Here is an 18,368-nt window from a genome sequence, read left to right as displayed (position 1 = left end):
CGATGGTGCCGCCGATGCTGCGTCATGATGCGTTTCCCGCCGAACCGTGATCCAGCCGGCAGGCTCGCCCGGCGGCCCGCACCAGTCAATGCCGAAGGTGTTGCAACAACGACACAATTCTTCGGTGAAACATGCCGTTGGGCTATGACTTTCTGAACAGAAACTATGACGGGGCGAAACATTCCTGTTACTTAATGGTCAGGCTCGGCCGTGGGCAGGCGGGGCAACGGGGGCACATCACATGGCTGGATTCACGGCGTTCAGGACTTTGCTGGTCTCGGGGACGGCATTTGCCGCGCTGGCGGTGACGCCGGCTGCTGCGCAGACCTCCGACCAGTCGACCGCCGAGGCGGCGACGCCCACCGGCGCAGCGGTGCCGGTGTCCGATGCCGATCAGGAAGACGGCCGGGATCGCGGCGGGCGCGAGCAGGAAGTCCTCATCACCGGCTCGCGCATTCGCCAGAATCCGAACAATTCGGCGCTGCCGCTGCAGATCATCACCAACCAGGAAATCTCGCGCAACGGGATCAGCAGCCCCGAGCAGCTGATCATGTTCCTGAGCACGAACGGCACCGGCGCGGACAATCTCGCCTCGAACGCCGACGTCACCTCGGGCGCGCAGCGCGGCACCAACGGCCTCTCTGCGGCGAACCTGCGCGGCCAGGGCAGCGCCGCGACGCTGGTGCTGCTCAACGGCCGCCGCGTCGCCGCGCACGGCCTCACCGGCGGTGCGGTCGACGTCAACCAGATCCCGTTCGCGGCGATCGAGCGCGTCGAAGTGCTCAAGGACGGCGCCTCGGCGATTTACGGCACCGACGCGGTCGGCGGCGTGATCAACTTCATCACCCGCAAGGACTATCAGGGCCTCGGCCTGCAGGGCTTCACCGACGTCACCGAAGCCGGCGGCGGCAACATCTACCGGCTCTCGGGCATCGCCGGCTATGGCGATCTCGACAAGGACGGCTTCAACGTGATGGGCGCGGTCGCCTATAGCTGGAACCGGGCGCTGCGCGGCGAGGATCGCCCCTTCGTCAACGGCTATCAGCCCGAACGCGGCCTCACGATCGACACCCGCGGCACGCCGATTGCGACGGCGTTCAACATCGGCGCCAACACGCGGCCGAACAGCATCACGCAGAACGGGACGTTGCTCACCGGGCTGACGTTGACCGCGCCCAACAATGCCAACGCCGCGGCGGGCGGGATCAACATTCTCGATCTGCCCGGCGGCGCCGGCTGCGAATCGATGGACGGCGGGCTGCCGTATGACGAGGTCCTGTGGAACGCGCCGACGGCTTATTATGCCTGCGCGTGGGACACCGGCCGCGCCGCTGTGCTCCAGCAGCCGATCAACACGCTGACCTATTATGGCCGCGGCGTGGTCAATCTCGGCGAGGGGCATCAGATGTCGCTCGAGGTCACCGGATCGGACGCGACCTCGGCCAAGCGCTTCTCGAACGCGCAGCTCACTGCCAACACCACCAACCTCGCGATCGCCTATCCGCTCAACAGCATGACCGCGACGACGTACAACAGCGTGTTCAATGCGATCCGCGCGGCATTCCCGGCGCAGGCGGCCGCGCTCGACGGGCGCTATGGCCGGCCGATCGCCTATCGCTGGCGCTGCATCGCCTGCGGCACGCGCGAATATGTGACCGAGACCAAGACCTTCCGTGCCGCCTTCGGCGTCGAGGGCCCGATGTTCGGCGTGGGCGACTGGGATTATCGCGCTGGCGCATCCTATGCGAAGAGCGAGTCCGCATCGGTGCTCGGCACCGGCTATTATTATCGCGGCACGCTGGGCAATGGCGATTTCGATCCCAATGCCCCGGCGGTCGCCGGCGCGGCGCTGATCAACGGCCAGGTCCCGCGCGGTCTGGTCGGCTTGATGAACAGCGGCCTGATCAATCCGTTCAGCACCACCCAGACTGCCGAGGGCCTCGCCGCGCTCGAATCGGTCTCGGCCTATGGCGCCACGCTGTATGGGGGCCAGTATGAAGTGAAGCAGTTCGACGTCTCGATCTCGGGCTCGCTCTTCCCGGTCTGGGGCGGCGACGTCCAGATGGCGGCGGGCCTCGACGTGCGCAAGGAGACCTATTCGTTCAACGGATCCGACGCCGCGGCGGCGACTGCGCCGGTGATCTTCCTCGCGGCGTTCGACAACGTCAACGCGCTGACCCCAAAGAACCGCACGGTGAAGGCTGCCTATGCCGAAGTGCTGGTGCCGCTGTTCCCCGGCTTCGAGATCACCGGCGCGGTGCGTATCGACGATTATACGCTGTTTGGATCGACGACCAATCCGAAGGTGTCGGTCAAATATCGGCCGATCGAGCAGATAATGTTCCGCGGATCGTACAATACCGGCTTCCGCGTGCCCTCGTTCAACCAGATCTTCAACGGCGTGACGCTGTCGCCCTATTCGGGTAGCGATCTCGCCGATCCGGTCGCCTGTCCCGGCGGTGTGCCCAATCTGACCAATCCGGCCTGCGCGTTCATCCGCCCGGAAATCGCCACCGGCGGCAATCGCGAACTCGGGCCCGAGACCGCGAAGCAGTTCAGCGTCGGCGTCGTGATCCAGCCGGCGCGACTGTTCAGCGCCTCGGTCGATTTCTGGTCGATCGCGGTGGACAACACGATCCAGACGCTCACGCTGCGCCAGCTGATCGAGAATGCCGCGCTGTTCCCCGAGCGCTTCTTTCGGCCGGGCGGCGCGGGCACGCCAATCGAGATCATCGACCAGCGCTGGATAAACGCCGGCTCGCGCCGCACCCAGGGGCTTGAGGTTTCACTGCGCGGCGGCGTCGAATTCAGCGAGAACAGCCGGATCATGGCGGGCCTCGACGGCACGCTGCTGCTCAAGAAGCGCGAGAAGCTGACGCCGACCGCGCAATATGGCCCGAGCCTGATCGGCGTGTTCAGCTTTGCCGGCGATCTCGGCGTGCGCTGGAAGCACAACGCCTTCATCAGCTACTCGAACGACGATATCAGCCTGTCGCTGAGCCAGCTCTTCCGCAAGGGCTACAGGAACGGCGCGCTGCCCGGCATCGCCTCGGGCGCGATCACTCGCCCCGAATATAACGCGTTCGTGAAGGACTATATCATCTACAACCTGTCGGCGAGCTACACGGGCCTGTCGCCCAACTACAAGCTGACCATGGGCGTGCGGAACCTGTTCGATACCGATCCGCCCTTCGCGATCACCTATGACGGCAACACCGGCGCCGGTGGCTCGTGGGAGCCGCGTGTGGCGGATCCGCGCGGCCGCAGCTTCACGGTGGGCGTCGAAGTCAAATTCTGATCCGCTCCGGGGGGAGGCGAAGGGCCGCGGCGGAAATCCCGCCGCGGCCCTTTTTCGTTTTCGCCCCGCCCGGCAGGGAACTTGCCGAAACGGGCAGGGGTTGCTGAAATGCGCGCCGGTGCGTCGCGCGCCGGGGAGGTCCAGACCATTGGTGCAGACGCCGTGAACGAGATCGTCGCCGCCGGAGCGCTGGGCAGCCTGTGCGCGGGCATGGCCACCGGGCTGGGTGCCTTGCCCGCGCTGTTCCTGCGCCGACCGAGCGACGAGCAGCAGAATCTGCTGCTCGGCTTCGCCGCGGGGGTGATGCTCGCGGCGAGCTTCTTCTCGCTGATCCTGCCCGCGATCGACGTCGCCAAGCAGCAGGGCGCGAGCGCGGCCGGCGCGTCGATCACCGTCGTCGCCGCGGTGCTGCTCGGCGCCTTCATCATCGCACGGCTCAACGATTGGGTGCCGCCGCTCGACAAGCTCGGGCTCGGGCCGCCGGGGATCGCCGCGGCGAGCGTGTCGGTGCGGCGGATCTGGCTGTTCGTCGCGGCGATCACGCTGCACAATTTCCCCGAGGGCATGGCGGTGGGGGTGAGCTTCGGCGGCGGCGATTTCGATGCCGGCCGGGTCACCGCGCTGGGCATCGGGCTGCAGAACATCCCCGAAGGGCTCGCGGTCGCGGTCGCGCTGATCTCGATCGGCTATGCGCGCGGCCCGGCGGTGCTGATCGCCACCGCCTCTGGGCTGGTCGAACCGGTGGCGGGGCTGATCGGGGTGAGCATCGTCACGCTGGCGCAGGCGTTCCTGCCGTGGGGGCTGGGGCTCGCCGCGGGCGCGATGATCTATGTCGTCGCGTCGGACATCATCCCCGACGCGCATGCGCGGATCAACGGCGGGGGCAAGGTGAGCACCGGGCTGATGATCGGACTCGCCGCGATGATGTTCCTCGACACCACGTTCGGCTAGGCCGCGCAAACGCGGTTACCCAATCATTTGCCTCGATTGTTTCGTGGGCGTCGCGCCAAGTGTTTGATTTCATGGGCAACGCATCTTGCGCGCTCGTCGTGATTACCTCGTGACACGTCGGTTCTATCCTATCTTTGTCTTTTCGGCTGTGTGACATTCTCTCGCGACTCGCGGTTCGCCAGGGGCGGCGGCTGCGCGCGTAAGGGGGAGAGGCATGCGACAAACCACTTTGTCCGTGGCGCTCGAGGTAAAGCCGGAGAGCTACGATCACCTGTCGTCGCTGCTCGACCGGCTGCGCAACCGGCGCAGCACCGATCCGTCGGGAGGCGAGGGGCCGTTCGCCGACTTCCTGACCCGCGTGCCGGCGCTGCACTTCATGTCGCTGAGCGTGTTCCCGGGGTTCGACTATGATCCGCTGTTCGTGATCGAGGCGAATTTCGACGGCGCCCGCGGGCCGTTCTGGGCGCAGCTCGAATCGGCGATCGGGCCCGATCTGCGGCTGATGCTGCGCTGCTGCAAGCGACCGCTCGACAATGACGGGCCGCTGTTCGATTCGATCGTCGCGGCGAACGCGCGCGCGCCGATCGCGCCCTATCTCGAGCGGCGCGCGCTGACGCCGACCGTCTATCATCACGGCAATCGCGGGATGACGCGCGATCGCATCCTCGCCGAGCATGCATTGTTCGAGGCGACCCGCGTCGAGCTGCGCTGCGCCAATGTCGACGGGCCCAATCCGTATCGCGTGCTCAGCCCGAGCCAAATCCACGCCAAGCTGCGCGCCGCGCTGCTGCCCGGCTTCGGCTGGCTCGACCACTCCGCGCCGAAGCGTATCCCGCTGGCCGACAACATCGCCGATTGGGCGCGGCTGATCGGCTTCGTCATCGCGGCGGTGTTCGCGCTGTCGATCCCCGGGCTGATCCTCAGCCTGATCATGCCGACCGATCGCTATTTCATCCTGCTCGCCGTGGCCTTTCTCGGTTTCGCGGCGATGCTCGGCAAGATCGGCGTGGCGTTGCCCGGAACCGGGGTGGCGACGCGGTTCAGCTTCCTCAAATTGTTCTTCCAGCAATTGCTGCCGCTGGTGCTGTTCGTGCTCGGCTATCTGGTGATCGCGGTGGCGATCGGCACGCCGATCTCGATGCTGTTCACGGCGCGCAGCTTCGACGCGGCGTGGCACGGCATGATCACCTGGCTGCTCTGGGGGCTCGCCTGCGTGCCGGTGACGGTCGCCGGCATCGTGTTCTGGCTGCGCGTGCTCGAGCGCGGCGACGCCTCGCAGGATGCGCCGCCGGTCGATCCGAAGATGCTGCGCGAGATGGCGCGGCGCGAGGACTGGATCCCGCAGAACCACATGGGCTCGATCGTGCTGATCAAGCCGGGCATCCTGCGCATGATCCTGATCCGCGCGGGCCATCTCGGGCTCGGCCTGGTGCTGCGGATCGTCGCGCGTCAGGGCTATCTCGGCTCGATGCGCACGATCCATTTCGCCCATTGGGCGATGGTCAACAACAAGAGCCGGCTGATGTTCTTCTCGAACTTCGACCAGACCTGGGAGAGCTATCTCGATGATTTCATCGAGAAGGCGCATGCCGGGCTCACGCTGGCGTGGTGCTGCGGCGTCGGCTTCCCGCCCACCCGCTTCCTCGTCAAGGACGGCGCCAGCCATGGCCGCCAGTTCAAGGAATGGGCCCGGCATTCGATGTCGGTCAGCCGCTTCTGGTACTCGGCCTACAAGAATCTCACCGCCGAGCAGATCGAGCGGAATTTCCGCATCGCGATCGGGCTCCGCAAGCGAACCCTCTCGGACAAGGACGCCGCCTTGTGGATCAACGACCTGTGAGCGCCGCACCGCAAAAGGGCCCGCCGAGCTGGAAGCTTGCGCCGCCGCACGACACGCTGACCCAGGGCATGGTGGTGAGCGGCTTTGCGACGCTGCCCACCGGCCGCTCGCTGTTCCTGCAATTCTGCTGGGACAAGGCCCCCAAAAAGGGTGGCGGCGCGTGGCTCGCGGCGCTGCAGGCGATCGCGCCGATCAGCGATGCCGATGGCAGGGAGGCGCGGGCCGCGGGGCTCGGCTTCACCTGGGAGGGGCTGCGCAAAATGGGGCTCAACGCCAACACGCTCGCCTCGTTCGATCGCCCGTTCAAGGAAGGCATGTTCCAGGAGGACCGGCTGCGCCGGCTCGGCGATCGGCGCGAGGGCAAATGGCTCGGCACGGTGATCGAGGGCGGACCCAAATGGAGCGGCAACACCCCGCTCGACAATGCTGCGGTCGACAGCGAGGCGCGCGCCTTCGACGATGAGGAGAAGGTGGTCGAGGAGCATATCGTCACGCCGATCACCGTCCACGCGCTGCTGCTGCTCTACGAGAAGGACGAGGAATCGGCCGAGGCGTGGTGCCGCGCGGTGGGCGACGCGCTCGCGCCGCACAATGTGAAGATCGTCCATGATCTCCCGCTCGATCTGCGTCCCGACGAACGCGGCATCGCGCGCGAGCATTTCGGCTTTGCCGATGGCGTGTCGCAGCCGGCGCCGTTCGAGCCGGGCGTGGTCACCGTCAAGGGCGGCGCGGACTATCCGCAGGATCCGTGGAACGGGGTGCCGCTCGGCGAGGTGCTGATGGGGCATGTCAACGGCCATCACGAAGTCGCGCTCGGCCCGGTGGTGATCGACACGCCCGAGGGGCGCGCGGCGGGCCTTCCCGCGCATGCGCGCGGCGAGGGCTTTCTCGATCTCGGGCTCGACGGCAGCTACATGGTCGTGCGCGAATTGAAGCAGAACGTCGCCGCCTTCTGGAAATCGATGGGCGAGGCCGCCGAACGGATCAACAAGCGCGATCCCGAGCATTCGGGGCATATCGACGCGCACTGGCTCGCCACCCGGGTGATCGGGCGCGATCTCGACGGCAACCTGCTCTGCCCGGTCAACCCCACCGGGGTGCTGCCGGTCGACAAGTACAACCAGCCCGACAACGATTTCCTGTTCTATGATCGCGATCGGCTCGGGCTCGGCTGTCCGCTGGGAAGCCATGTCCGCCGCGGCAATCCGCGCGACGGGCTCGCGCCCAAGCCGAGCGACAAGCAGACGCTGCTCGATGCGGCGAACAACCACCGCATCCTGCGCCGCGGGCGCAAATATGGGCCGACGATCGCGGACCCGCAGACCGACGACGGCAAGGACCGCGGGCTGCTGTTCATCTGCCTCAACACCGACATCACGCGTCAGTTCGAGTTTGTCCAGCAGACGTGGATGCTCAACCCCAACTTCGCCTTCCTCTATGACGAGACCGATCCGTTGCTCGGGCCGCGGGGGATGCTGACCATCCCCGAGAAGCCGCTGCGCCGGATCATCGAGGTCGACACCTTCGTCCAGATGGCGGGCGGCGAATATTTCTTCCTCCCGAGCATGCCGGCGATCCGGTATCTGGCGTCGCTATGAGCGCGCTCACCTCCCGCGACGTGCTCCGCCCCGGCCCCACGGGATTCAAGGCCTGGGCGCAGCGCATGGTGTTCGCGCTGATGCCGTATTTCTTCGCCTTTCTCCGGCGCTGGAAGCCGGTGATGAAGATGGGCAAGACCAACTATCTCACCTCGCGCTACGACGATGTGCGCGAGGTGTTCGCCACCGATCCGGTGTTCGGGGTGGTCTACAAGCCGCATCTCGATGTGATCATGGGCGATCAGCCCTTCTTCCTCGGCATGGGCGACACCCCGGAATATCGCCACGACACCGATGCGATGCGCAAGGTGGTCCGCGCCGACGATCTGCCGCTGCTCGCCGCGCGGACCGAGGCGCAGGCCGAGAAGATCGTCGCCGAGGCCGGCGGCCGGATCGACGTGGTCGACACGTTGGTGCGACGCGTCACCTTCACCATGCTCGGCGATTATCTCGGCGTGCCCGATCCGCCCGGCGGCGATTTGCGCGTCTGGGGCACCCGGTTGTTCGAGTTCCAGTTCGTCGATCAGGGCAATGATCCGGCGCTGCGCAAGGAAGTCGACGAGATCGCGCCGGCGCTGCGCATGCACATCCAGAACGAGATCGCCCGTCGCCGCATTGATACCGGCAACGACGATGTGCTCGCGCGCTGCCTCGCGCTGCAAAAGGCCGGCGACGCCGCCTATAGCGACGATTTCATCCGCACCTCGCTGATGGGGTTCATCGTCGGCGGGCCGCCGCAGCCGCCGATGGTGGTGCCGCAGGCGATGGAGCAATTGCTCCGCCGGCCGCAGGTGCTCGCCGAGGCGCAGGCAGCGGCGCGCGCCGACGACGATGCCCGGCTGCGCGGCTATGTGTTCGAGGCGATGCGCTTCGATCCGCTCGCGCCGGGGCTACCGCGCGTCGCGCTGGCCGACTGGACGATCGGGCGCGGCACGTCGCATGCGACGGTGATTCCCGCCGGCGCGCAGGTGCTCGCCGCCTTCGCCTCGGCGATGATGGACCCGCGCCGCGTCGCCGATCCCAAGCGCTTCGATCCCGATCGCCCGGCGAGCGATTACATGCATTTCGGCTTCGGGCTGCACGAATGCTTCGGGCGGCACATCAACCACGCCACGCTCCACCTGATGCTCAAGCCGCTGCTCCGGCAACCCAATCTGCGCCGCGCCGCCGGCAAGGAAGGCAAGCTGCGCAAGAGCGGCCCGTTCGCCGAGCGGCTGGTGGTGACCTACGGCTAGGCCCGGGCTCCCGCTTGCGCAGGGCCACGGGCTGGCCGTGACTAGCGCCGCGGCGAAGGCGCGCCGCGATACCCGCCCTGCCGCTCGAGCATCCAGCCCGGATATTCCGCCGGCAGCTTGCTCGCATCGTCGAGCCGCGCCAGCTCGTCGGCGGTGAACGATACCGCGACCGCGCCGAGATTGTCGGCGAGCTGGTCGGGCCGCGTCGCGCCGACGATCACGCTCGACACCGCCGGCTGGTGGAGCAGCCAGCCCAGCGCGAGCTGCGCAACCGATTGGCCCCTCGCCGCGCCCAATTCGCGCAGCACGTCGATCACGCCATAGCCGCGGTCCTTGTCGACCGGCGGGAAGTCGAAATTGGCGCGCCGGCCCTCGCCTTCGCCCTCGCGGCTATATTTGCCCGACAGGAAGCCGCCGGCGAGCGGGCTCCACACCATCAGCCCAACGCCTTCGGAGCGGAGCATCGGGATCACCTCGCGCTCGAGATCGCGGCCGGCGAGCGTGTAATAGGCCTGGAGCGAGGCGATCGGGGCATAACGCCGCGCCTCGGCGATGCCTATCGCCTTCATCACTTGCCACGCCGCCCAGTTGGACAGCCCGATATAGCGGACCACCCCGCGCCGCACGAGGCTGTCGAGCGCGTAAAGCGTCTCCTCGATCGGCGTCGCCGGGTCGAAGCCGTGGATCTGATAGAGGTCGATATGATCGGTCTGCAGCCGCGCGAGGCTCGCCTCGACCTGATCGAGGATATGGCCGCGCGAGGCGCCGGCGCCGTTGGGGCCGGGATGCATCCGCCCGAGCACCTTGGTCGCGATCACCACTTCCTCGCGCTTGATGCCGAGCTTCCGCAGCGACTCGCCGAGAATCCGCTCCGAGCGGCCTTCGGCATAGACATTGGCGGTGTCGAGGAAGTTGATCCCGCCGTCGACCGCGGCTTTGACCAGCGCCGCCGCATCGTCGAGCTCGAGTTGGCCGATCGCGCCCCACATGCCGTCGCGCCCGCCAAAGGTCATCGTCCCGAGGCAGAGTTCGGAGACGATCAGGCCGGTGCGGCCGAGCTGGTTGTAGCGCATTGAGGACCTCCGCGAGATGGGGTTGCGCCGCAGATGTGGTCGCCGGCATGTTTCGGCAATGGCACGATGCGTTTTCGCCTGCGGAAACCTCCTGCTTTCCCCGCCTGCCCGACTCGGCTAGCGAGGCACGCATGGGCACAAGGGGATCGTTGATCGCCGGGATCGAACTCGGTGGCACCAAATGTATCGCGTTGCTGGGCAGCGGGCCCGAGGACGTGCGCGCGCAACAGACCGTCCCGACCATCGATCCCGACGCGACCCTCGCGGCGATCGAGGCGACGCTCGACGGCTGGGATTTCGATGCGATCGGCGTGGCCAGCTTCGGACCGCTCCAGCTCGACGCCGCCGCGCCCGATTATGGCGCGATCACCGCGACGACCAAGCCGGGCTGGACCGGCACCGATCTCGTCCGCCGGCTCGCGCGGCGCTACGGCAAGCCGATCGGCTTCCAGACCGACGTCAACGGCGCGGCGCTCGCCGAGGGGCGCTGGGGCGCGGCGCGGGGGCTGGCGACGCACGCCTATCTCACCATCGGCACCGGCGTCGGTGTGGGGCTGGTTGCCAATGGCCGCCCGGTGCAGGGCGTTGCGCATGGCGAGGCGGGGCATATGCGCGTCCCGCGCGCGGCCGGCGACACCTATCCCGGCTGGTGCCGCTTCCACGGCGATTGCGTCGAGGGGCTGATCTCGGGCCCCGCGCTCGCCGAGCGTTTCGGCTGCCCGGGCAAGGAATTGCCGCAGGACGGGCGCGAATGGGATTTGTTCGTCCATGATCTCTGCGGGCTGCTCCACAATCTGGTGGTTGCCGCAGCGCCCGAGCGGATCGCGATCGGCGGCGGCGTGATCGCGGCGCGCGCGCATCTCTTCCAGAAGCTGCGCGCGCGGCTGGCCGAGAGCCTCGGCGGCTATGGCTCGCTGATCGGCTATGCCGGCGAGCTCGACGACCGGCTCGGGCCGCCGGGGCTCGGCGCGATGGCCGGGCCGCTCGGCGCGCTGGCGGTGGGGCTGGAAGCGATCGACAGCTGAGAAGGGCGTGCCCATCCTCCGCGGAGAGGGCGAGGGCGGCGACTATTCGCCTTTATCGGCGGCTGCGATCGTCGGGCGCGGCGCCCGCGTCAGGCGAATCGCGCCCCAAATCGCGCCTATCGCCACAATCCAAAGCAATGCGAACAGCTGCCACGCACCTTCTTTCAGATAGGCGACAGCGGACATTGGAAGCGTGGTCCGGCCGGACGGATGGGCGTAGCACTCGGTCCACTCGCCGCGCCAGAAAGACAGGACAAATCGATCGGATGCCTCCGTCTGAAAGCGCGACCCGCAGTCCGATGCGGCCTGCGGCGCAGCCATCGAAAGGGGGGAGATCGACCTTCCCTCGAGGACGCCGAGCTGCGCTGGTCCCGGCAGATGCCCCGTTCGCTCCACATGGGCGGCCGCTTGTTCGAACTGCGCATAGTAGAAGCGATCGGTCTTTGCCTGCGATGCCAGATCGAGCGGCAGAAAAACGCCGATCACCATGCACGCGATCGCGATCGCGATGAGAAATGGCGCGAACAATGTGCGCGCGACCCAATAGCGCGGTCGGCGACGGGCGGGCTCCGTCATGGCAGGGCGCGGATCAGTCGGCGGCATTGCCGCTACGGCGCGCGGCGACGTGCCAGAGCACGCCGCTCGGATCGATCACATAGGCGATCCGCAGGCCCCAGGGCTGCATCGCCGGCGCGCGCGGGGCAGGGACGCCGAAGCGGCCCGGCAGATCGAGCGCCGTGATGTGCCGCCACCACGCGTCGAGATCGTCGACCATCAGCTGCATCATGAAATTATTGGCCCATTCCTCCTGATAGTAATTCTGGAGAAGGAAGCTGCTCGCGCCGATCCCGAATATCGCGACTTCGCCGTCGAGCAGCGTTTCGAAGCCGAGCGCTTCGTAAAAGGCCTTGCTCCGCGCGAAGTCCTTCGCCGGAACGAACGGGCGGGCCAGCTCGGTGCCTGTCGGGATGCTCATCGCACGCTCCTCTTCGGTCAGATCACTTCCATGTCGATCTTGTAGTGATGCCAGGCGAAGATCGCCGCGGCGCCGCGATGCGGGCGCCACGCGGCGGACCATTGCCGCAGCAGCTTCTCCGAAGGGCGCTCGGCATGGCCGAGGATCCGGCCGATCTCGATCTGCACCGCAAGGTCGCCCGCCGGCCAGATGTCGGGGCGGCCCTCGGCGAACAGCAGATAGATTTCGGCCGACCATCGGCCGATGCCCTTGATCCCGGTGAGCGCGGCGATCGCCTCCTCGTCATCCGCGGGCAGCGCGGCGAGGTCGAGCCGCCCGCTGGTCACTTCCTCGGCGAGGCTGCGCGCATAGCTCACCTTCTGGCGTGACAGGCCCGCGGCGCGCAGCGTCTCGTCCGATGCGCGCGCCACCGTGCCCGGGTCGGTGAGATCGCCCAGCGCCGCGGCGAGCTTGTTCCAGATCGACTGCGCCGCCGCGACGCTGACCTGCTGGCCGATGATCGTGCGCAGCAACGTCTCATAGCCGCGGTCGCGGATTCGCGGCGCCGGATAGCCGGCGCGCTGCAGCGCGGTGGCGAAGGCCGGCTCGAGCGCGACCAGCGCGTCGAGCGACTCTTTGAGCTGGGTTTCGCTCAGGCCCATGGCCGGCATCCTTGAATCGAGGGGCCTTCGGCGGCATGGGAAAGGCCGACCAAGGAGAATTGCATGCCCAAGCTTATCGTCGTCACCAGGGAAGGGGAAGAACGCGAAGTCATGGGCGAAGCGGGCCTCAGCGTGATGGAAGTGATCCGCGACAATGGCTTCGACGAGCTCCTCGCGATTTGCGGCGGCTGCTGCAGTTGCGCGACCTGCCACGTCCATGTCGATCCGGAATTTGCGGCCAAACTGCCGCCGATGAGCGAGGACGAGAACGACCTGCTCGACAGCTCGATGGATCGCGACTCGCGCTCGCGCCTGTCGTGCCAGATCCCGTTCACCGAGGCGCTCGACGGCCTCAAGGTGACGATCGCCGCCGAAGACTGAGGTCAGTAGGTCGGGACCAGCGGCTGCGTCATGTTGGGCGCGCCGAAGCTGCCGCGTCCCATATCGTCGTCATCCTCCTCGTGCTTGCGGTTGGGATCGGGCTGGTGGAAATCCGCATGCTCGCTCTTCGATGGCGTGAACTTGTACTTCTTGCGCTTGGCTGCGGCGCCGGTGCTCGCATCCTTGGTCGTCTGGCGGTGCGCATAGCCGTATTTCTCCAGATCGTCGTCGGGGCCGGTGTCGCTCTGGGTCATGCCCGTGTTCTTCACCGCGCCGCCATTTTCGAGGCTGTAGAAGGTGTTGTGCGTGGCGGGCTTGGCATAGCTCGACGGATCGGGCGCGGTGATGCTCACGGTGACGTCGTTGCGCTGCATCATCGACGGCAGGGTCAGCGTGTCGTGGATCAGCCGGGGCGTCGAATAGCCCTGGGTTCCCTGCGGCACCCGCGGCATCTGGAAATGGAGATTAGCGTTGGGGCCCACGCCGGAAAGGCGGTTGGCGGTGTCCTGCGTCCGGGCGATGTTCATGTTGTTGAGGATCGGCACGCCCTGCACCTCGAGATCGCGGCGGTTCTGCTGGTAGCTGGCGTAATCGGGTGTCTGCTCGAAGGTCGAGACCACCATCCGGTCGACGAGGCTGCGATCCTGGCGCTGGCGCGCCATCGCGCCGGATAGATCGGCTTCGGAGAGCAGCACCTCGGTCCGGCCCTGGACATTCTCCTCGGGCGGGCGGATCTGTCCCGGTGGATGCATGCCGCCCACCGTCGGCCGATAGCCGATGATCCGGTCCTCGGTGACGGTGATCGATCGCCCGCGCGAGGTGGTGAAGCGATAATTCTGGTTGTCGAGCGTGCCGTTGTACACCGCGATGATCGGCCCCGAATCGGGTCCGGGATAATAGACCTGGAAGTCGCGGCCGACATCCTGCGCGTGCGGGCGTATCAATTGCACCACGCCGTTCGCCTGCGGCATGCGCTGGACCGGCGCCCGCGCGGACAGCCGCCGGGCCATAAGCTGCAACGGGAGGGTGCGCCGGTTGAGCCGCTGCTGGAGTGGCGCGGGCGGCGGCGGATCGCCGCGCACCGGCGCTGCCGCGGCATGCGTCGCCGTCGCCCGTTCGCTTCTCCCCTCGCGCATCAACGAGTCGGCCATCGCGCATCCTCCGCGCGCCGAGGCTAGGCGCCGCGGAGGCGGCAAGGCCAGCGGGGACTGGACCATTTCGGAGCCCGGGAACCGGGCCCTGCGCGGTTCAGCCCCGCGCGGCGATCGCGTAGAGCGCCACCGCGGCGGCGTTCGACACGTTGAGGCTCTCGACCTTGGGCGAGATCGGCAGCCGCGCCAGCTGGTCGCAATGCGCCTCGGTGTTCTGGCGCATGCCCTCGCCCTCGGCGCCGAGCACCAGCGCGATCCGGGCATCGCCCATCACCTCGCCCAGCGTGCCGCTGGCATGGCCGGTCAGCCCGACCCGCCAGAAGCCGGCCTCGGCGATCTCCTCGAGCGCGCGCGCCAGATTGACCACGCGCACCCACGGCACCGTCTCGAGCGTGCCCGAGGCGGCGCGCGCGAGCGCCCCCGATTCGGGCGGCGCGTGGCGGTCCTGGGTGACGATGCCGAGCGCGTCGAACGCCGCTGCCGAGCGCAGCACCGCGCCGACATTGTGCGGATCGGTGACCTGATCGAGTACGACCAGCGGCCGCCGGTCGCCCGCGCCCTGCTGGAGCAGATCGCCCAGCCAGATCTCCTCGAGCGGATCGACTTCGGCGACCAGCCCCTGATGCGGCGCGTCGCCCGGCACCAGCCGGCCGAGATCGGCGACATCGGCATAGGTGATCGGGATCGCCGGCGGGATGTCGAGCGCGGCCAGCGCCTCGCGCGTGCCCCACAGCTTGCGCACGGTGCGCTCGGGATTGGCGAGCGCGGCCAGCACCGCGTGCCGCCCATAGAAGCGCGGCCGCGATGCCGATGCCTGGCTCGGGCGATGTCCCTTGCGTGCCATCAGTCGAGATCGTTCGGATCGGGCCAGGCGAACGGATCGGTCACGCCGGGCTCGGTGGGGAAGGGCAGGCGCGGCAGCGGCTTGTCGGCATTCGCCGCGTTGAGCAGGAAGCTCGCGAGGATCACCGCGCCCTGTCGCATGTCGGCGGCCTTGATGTGATCGAAGGTGTCGATGCTGGTATGGTGCAGCCGGCTGCCATAGTCGAGCGGGTCCTGGATGAACTGGAACGCCGGGATGCCCACCGCCGAGAAGAAGACATGGTCGGTGCCGCCGGTCTTGCGGATCGCCACGCTGCCCGCGCCCATCGCGTTGAACGGCGCGAACCAGTCGCGGAAGATCGGCACCACCGCGGCGTTGTTCTCGGCATAGATGCCGCGCAGCTTGCCCGAGCCGTTGTCGATGTTGAAATAGGCGGAAAGCTTGCCGTAATCGGCCTGGCGGGTGATCGGCCAGCGATTGGCCCAGCCATAGAAGCGCGCCAGCCCCGTCTCGGGGGTGCCCGGCTTGCGCGCGCGCGCCGCGATGTGCTTCTCGACATAGTCCATCGAGCCGAGCAGGCCCTGCTCCTCGCCCGCCCACAGCACGAAGCGGATCGTGCGCTTGGGCTTGACCCCCATCGTCTGGAGGATGCGCGCGGCTTCCATCACCATCGCGACGCCCGCGCCATTGTCGACCGCGCCGTCGCCGGCCGCCCAGCTGTCGAGATGCCCGCCGGCCATCACATAGGCGCCCGAGGGATCGCTGCCGGGGATGTCGGCGATGATGTTGTACGCCCTGGTGTCGGTGTCGACGAAATGGACGACATTCTCGAGCTCGACCACCGGTGCCGGGCCCTGCTTGGCGAGCCGCGCGAGGCGGCGATAATCCTCGGCGGCGATCTCGACGCCGGGCACCTGCTGGGTCTCGCCGGTGCCGAACAGATAGCCGGCGCCATGGACGAGCTTGCCGTCGCGCGGCGACATCGTCGCATAGGCGACCGCGCCCTCGGCCTTGAGGAACGCGTCGAGCTTGGCCGAATATTCGAGCCGCTTCATCCGGCGATCGCTCGCCTCGGGATCATATTTGGGCTGCTCATAGACGTCGAGCTTTGACAGATCGTCGCCGCTCAGCCGCTTGAACGCGGGGTCGGTCGGCTCGGAGCCGTCATTGGGCAGCGTGACCAGCACGATCTTGCCGGCGAGCTGTCCGTGATAGCGCGCGAAATGGCGCTCCTCGCTCATCGGCGCGACCACCACCGGCGCGCTGATCCGGCCCGCGGTCGCGGGCGTCCATGCGATCGGGATGGCAGTCAGCGTGATCGGGCGCGGGTTGATCATGCGCGCGCTCGAGCGCTCGATCCACCAGCCGCGGCCGAAATCGAAGCCTTCCTTGTGGACGTTCTTGAGGCCCCAGTCGCGGAACTTCGATGCGGTCCAATCCTCGGCGGCGCGCATCCCCGGCGAATTGGTCAGGCGCGGGCCGATATGGTCGGCGAGATGCTGGACGGTGAGCATCACTTCGGAACGGTTGACGCCTTCGTCGACGATGCGTCCCACCTCGGTACGGTCGACCGATTGGGCGGTGAGGGGCGAGGCGACGAGTGCGATGGCGGCGAGCGCGGAAGCTTTGCGCATTGGGACTCCCGTGACTGGAGGAATGCGCGCGACGCTATGCGGCACGAAGCCTGCGCGCAAGGCGTTGACAGCGCGGGGCCGCTTCGGCATTGGGCCACCCTCGCTTCGTTAGCGGCTCCATGGACAGGTGGCCGAGTGGTTAAAGGCAGCAGACTGTAAATCTGCCCGTGCAAGCGTACGCTGGTTCGAATCCAGCCCTGTCCACCATCCGCCCGGGGCGGATATTTCCCGAAAGTCTCTGGAATGGTCCTCTGCTTTGCCGGAGGCGCGCAATCTCCCTAGATTGTTGCCATGCTCCTTCGTGAATTTTCCCGGTCGCTGACGCTCTTGCTCGCGCTGATGCTGGCCCAGCCCGCCGCGGCGCAGGCCGTGCAGACGCGCGAGGATGCATTGATGCAGGATGCCGGCGAATATGCCCGTCTCTACGGCGTGCCGCAGGACGAGGCGCTGCGCCGCCTGCGCGCCCAGCACGACAGCGTCGCGACGACCGATGCGATCGCCAGCCGCTACCGCGATCGGCTCGCCGGCATCTCGGTGCAGCACAGGCCCGATTATCGCTACGTCGTCTATCTGACCGGCGACGATCCGGTGCCCGCGATGCGCATTCGCGCGGGCGGCATGGAGGTTCCGGTGACGTTCCGCACCGGCGCCAAGGCCAGCCGCGACCGGGTGGTCTGGGCGATCACATATCATCAGGCGGCGATCCGCGCAGCCTTGCCCAGCCCGCCGTCGATGGGACTCGATCCGCGGACCGGCGAGCTCGTCGTCATTATCGGCAATGCGATCGCCGCCGCCGATGGCGGTGCGGCGGCGATCGACGCCGAGCTCGAGAAGCTGGCCGGCGTGCCGGTGCAGGTCCGCGTGCTCGAGCGTACCGACGTCAACCTGAGCCTGCACGGCGGAGGCCGGCTCAGCGGAGTCAACGCGGCCGACGGCAAGCGCTATCTGTGCACCACCGGCTTCGCGGTGACCGACGGCACTCGCAGCGGAATCACCACCGCCGCCCACTGCCTCGACGACATGACCTATTACGACCCCGAGCGCCGGCCGACGCCGCTCAGCTTCGTCGGGCAATGGGGCTGGGGCTATCACGACATCCAGATCCATACCGGCGCCGCGCCCGAGCGGCCGCTGCTCTATTCGGACACCGCGCGCACGATCGAGCGGCCGGTAGAGGCGCAGCGCAGCAAGGCGAGCACGCGCGCGGGCGACTTCGTCTGCCATCGCGGCGAGAGCAGCGGCTATAGCTGCGCCGAGGTCGAGCTGCTCGATTTCGCACCCGCCGCCGATCTGTGCGGTGGGCCGTGCCTGCCGACCTGGGTCACCGTCGCAGGGCCGAGCTGCAAGGGCGGCGACAGCGGCGGGCCGGTGTTCAGCGGCACCACGGCCTTCGGAGTGGTGAAGGGCGCGAGCTATCGCAAGGACGGCTCCTGCGCCTTCTATTTCTACATGTCGCTCGACTATCTGCCCGCGCCCTGGTCCTTGCTCGTCGACACCGCGCCGCGCAGCGATCCCGGCCTGCCATCGGCAGCCGCGGTCGGGGAATAGAGCCTTCGGCGCGGCTCCAGAGATCAGGGGATCGGCTCGCGCGGTCCGGAAACATCCCCGCATCATAAGCCAAGATTATTCCATTATATGGAATGAGCTGCCACATGTCGTGAATTTGCTTCCATTCCGGACCCACGCTGCTATGCGACTCGACACAGCCGACAAATCGGCGCGCGGCCTTTGGTCGCTCCTTG

15 protein-coding genes and 1 tRNA gene are annotated in these 18,368 nt (G+C 67.6%); 9 read left to right on the top strand and 7 right to left on the bottom strand.

The genetic code is table 11. The annotated features are described in order from the left end of the window. The first annotated feature begins 241 nt into the window (after positions 1-241). The 5 genes from E5A74_RS14850 to E5A74_RS14830 all read left to right on the top strand — a co-directional run bounded on the left by E5A74_RS14850 (position 242) and on the right by E5A74_RS14830 (position 8,922). The gene (locus E5A74_RS14850) at positions 242-3,298 is read left to right on the top strand and encodes a TonB-dependent receptor domain-containing protein (protein ID WP_135986316.1); all 3,057 of its coding nucleotides are present in this window, start codon (positions 242-244) and stop codon (positions 3,296-3,298) included. Between the two features lie 162 nt (positions 3,299-3,460). Beyond that, positions 3,461-4,249: a ZIP family metal transporter gene (locus tag E5A74_RS14845; RefSeq protein ID WP_240699826.1), complete on the top strand. Its 789-nt coding sequence runs from the start codon at positions 3,461-3,463 to the stop codon at positions 4,247-4,249. A gap of 214 nt (positions 4,250-4,463) precedes the next feature. Then, the gene (locus E5A74_RS14840; RefSeq protein ID WP_135986314.1) at positions 4,464-6,089 is read left to right on the top strand and encodes a hypothetical protein; all 1,626 of its coding nucleotides are present in this window, start codon (positions 4,464-4,466) and stop codon (positions 6,087-6,089) included. After that, positions 6,071-7,687 carry a Dyp-type peroxidase gene (locus E5A74_RS14835; RefSeq protein ID WP_135986312.1) on the top strand — a complete coding sequence of 539 codons (1,617 nt, stop codon included), beginning with the start codon at positions 6,071-6,073 and terminating at the stop codon, positions 7,685-7,687. Before E5A74_RS14840 ends, E5A74_RS14835 begins: the two co-directional genes overlap by 19 nt. Continuing rightward, positions 7,684-8,922 carry a cytochrome P450 gene (locus tag E5A74_RS14830; RefSeq protein WP_135986310.1) on the top strand — a complete coding sequence of 413 codons (1,239 nt, stop codon included), beginning with the start codon at positions 7,684-7,686 and terminating at the stop codon, positions 8,920-8,922. Before E5A74_RS14835 ends, E5A74_RS14830 begins: the two co-directional genes overlap by 4 nt. A gap of 41 nt (positions 8,923-8,963) precedes the next feature. On the opposite strand, the gene E5A74_RS14825 is transcribed toward E5A74_RS14830, so the two are convergent. After that, entirely contained in the window at positions 8,964-9,995 is a 1,032-nt protein-coding gene (locus E5A74_RS14825) for an aldo/keto reductase (RefSeq protein ID WP_135986308.1), read from the bottom strand. A gap of 131 nt (positions 9,996-10,126) precedes the next feature. Here E5A74_RS14825 and E5A74_RS14820 point away from each other — a divergent pair, with 131 nt between their 5' ends. After that, on the top strand, positions 10,127-11,020 hold the full coding sequence (locus E5A74_RS14820) for an ROK family protein (protein WP_135986306.1): 894 nt from the start codon (positions 10,127-10,129) through the stop codon (positions 11,018-11,020). 42 nt (positions 11,021-11,062) lie between these two features. Here the strand turns inward: E5A74_RS14820 and E5A74_RS14815 are convergent, their stop codons facing one another. From E5A74_RS14815 to E5A74_RS14805, 3 genes are all read right to left on the bottom strand, one after another. Beyond that, positions 11,063-11,548 carry a hypothetical protein gene (locus E5A74_RS14815; RefSeq protein ID WP_166745797.1) on the bottom strand — a complete coding sequence of 162 codons (486 nt, stop codon included), beginning with the start codon at positions 11,546-11,548 and terminating at the stop codon, positions 11,063-11,065. A 61-nt stretch (positions 11,549-11,609) separates the two neighbouring features. Beyond that, positions 11,610-11,996 (bottom strand): VOC family protein, encoded by a 387-nt coding sequence (locus E5A74_RS14810; protein WP_135986302.1) that lies wholly within the window; start codon positions 11,994-11,996, stop codon positions 11,610-11,612. Positions 11,997-12,013: 17 nt separating this feature from the next. Continuing rightward, positions 12,014-12,637: a DNA-3-methyladenine glycosylase family protein gene (locus E5A74_RS14805; protein ID WP_135986300.1), complete on the bottom strand. Its 624-nt coding sequence runs from the start codon at positions 12,635-12,637 to the stop codon at positions 12,014-12,016. Positions 12,638-12,700: 63 nt separating this feature from the next. Here E5A74_RS14805 and E5A74_RS14800 point away from each other — a divergent pair, with 63 nt between their 5' ends. Then, the gene (locus E5A74_RS14800) at positions 12,701-13,018 is read left to right on the top strand and encodes a 2Fe-2S iron-sulfur cluster-binding protein (RefSeq protein WP_135986298.1); all 318 of its coding nucleotides are present in this window, start codon (positions 12,701-12,703) and stop codon (positions 13,016-13,018) included. 2 nt (positions 13,019-13,020) lie between these two features. Here E5A74_RS14800 and E5A74_RS14795 read toward each other — a convergent pair whose 3' ends face one another. From E5A74_RS14795 to E5A74_RS14785, 3 genes are all read right to left on the bottom strand, one after another. After that, positions 13,021-14,169: a hypothetical protein gene (locus E5A74_RS14795; protein WP_135986296.1), complete on the bottom strand. Its 1,149-nt coding sequence runs from the start codon at positions 14,167-14,169 to the stop codon at positions 13,021-13,023. Positions 14,170-14,266: 97 nt separating this feature from the next. Continuing rightward, positions 14,267-15,013: a 23S rRNA (guanosine(2251)-2'-O)-methyltransferase RlmB gene (rlmB, locus tag E5A74_RS14790; protein WP_135986294.1), complete on the bottom strand. Its 747-nt coding sequence runs from the start codon at positions 15,011-15,013 to the stop codon at positions 14,267-14,269. Then, a complete protein-coding gene (locus E5A74_RS14785) occupies positions 15,013-16,626 on the bottom strand; it encodes a M20/M25/M40 family metallo-hydrolase (protein WP_135986292.1) in 1,614 nt (537 codons plus the stop codon). The genes rlmB and E5A74_RS14785 overlap by 1 nt, the downstream gene beginning before the upstream one ends. 121 nt (positions 16,627-16,747) lie before the next feature. Between E5A74_RS14785 and E5A74_RS14780 the strand changes: the two genes are divergently transcribed. Both E5A74_RS14780 and E5A74_RS14775 read left to right on the top strand, forming a co-directional pair. Then, a tRNA-Tyr gene (locus E5A74_RS14780) sits at positions 16,748-16,833 on the top strand. An 84-nt stretch (positions 16,834-16,917) separates the two neighbouring features. Next, positions 16,918-18,174 (top strand): S1 family peptidase, encoded by a 1,257-nt coding sequence (locus E5A74_RS14775; protein WP_240699825.1) that lies wholly within the window; start codon positions 16,918-16,920, stop codon positions 18,172-18,174. The last annotated feature ends 194 nt before the right edge of the window (positions 18,175-18,368 follow it).

This window comes from Sphingomonas naasensis, from assembly GCF_004792695.1.
Classification (GTDB): domain Bacteria; phylum Pseudomonadota; class Alphaproteobacteria; order Sphingomonadales; family Sphingomonadaceae; genus Sphingomonas; species Sphingomonas naasensis.
This window is presented reverse-complemented; position numbering and strand designations above follow the sequence as displayed.

Bases quoted from the DNA above. Each gene is read 5' to 3' on its own strand.
- E5A74_RS14850 (WP_135986316.1), top strand. From the start codon at position 242: ATGGCTGGATTCACGGCGTTCAGGACTTTGCTGGTCTCGGGGACGGCA.
- E5A74_RS14840 (WP_135986314.1), top strand. From the start codon at position 4,464: ATGCGACAAACCACTTTGTCCGTGGCGCTCGAGGTAAAGCCGGAGAGC.
- E5A74_RS14830 (WP_135986310.1), top strand. From the start codon at position 7,684: ATGAGCGCGCTCACCTCCCGCGACGTGCTCCGCCCCGGCCCCACGGGA.
- E5A74_RS14825 (WP_135986308.1), bottom strand. From the start codon at position 9,995: ATGCGCTACAACCAGCTCGGCCGCACCGGCCTGATCGTCTCCGAACTC.
- E5A74_RS14820 (WP_135986306.1), top strand. From the start codon at position 10,127: ATGGGCACAAGGGGATCGTTGATCGCCGGGATCGAACTCGGTGGCACC.
- E5A74_RS14810 (WP_135986302.1), bottom strand. From the start codon at position 11,996: ATGAGCATCCCGACAGGCACCGAGCTGGCCCGCCCGTTCGTTCCGGCG.
- E5A74_RS14805 (WP_135986300.1), bottom strand. From the start codon at position 12,637: ATGGGCCTGAGCGAAACCCAGCTCAAAGAGTCGCTCGACGCGCTGGTC.
- E5A74_RS14800 (WP_135986298.1), top strand. From the start codon at position 12,701: ATGCCCAAGCTTATCGTCGTCACCAGGGAAGGGGAAGAACGCGAAGTC.
- E5A74_RS14795 (WP_135986296.1), bottom strand. From the start codon at position 14,169: ATGGCCGACTCGTTGATGCGCGAGGGGAGAAGCGAACGGGCGACGGCG.
- rlmB (WP_135986294.1), bottom strand. From the start codon at position 15,013: ATGGCACGCAAGGGACATCGCCCGAGCCAGGCATCGGCATCGCGGCCG.
- E5A74_RS14785 (WP_135986292.1), bottom strand. From the start codon at position 16,626: ATGCGCAAAGCTTCCGCGCTCGCCGCCATCGCACTCGTCGCCTCGCCC.
- E5A74_RS14775 (WP_240699825.1), top strand. From the start codon at position 16,918: ATGCTCCTTCGTGAATTTTCCCGGTCGCTGACGCTCTTGCTCGCGCTG.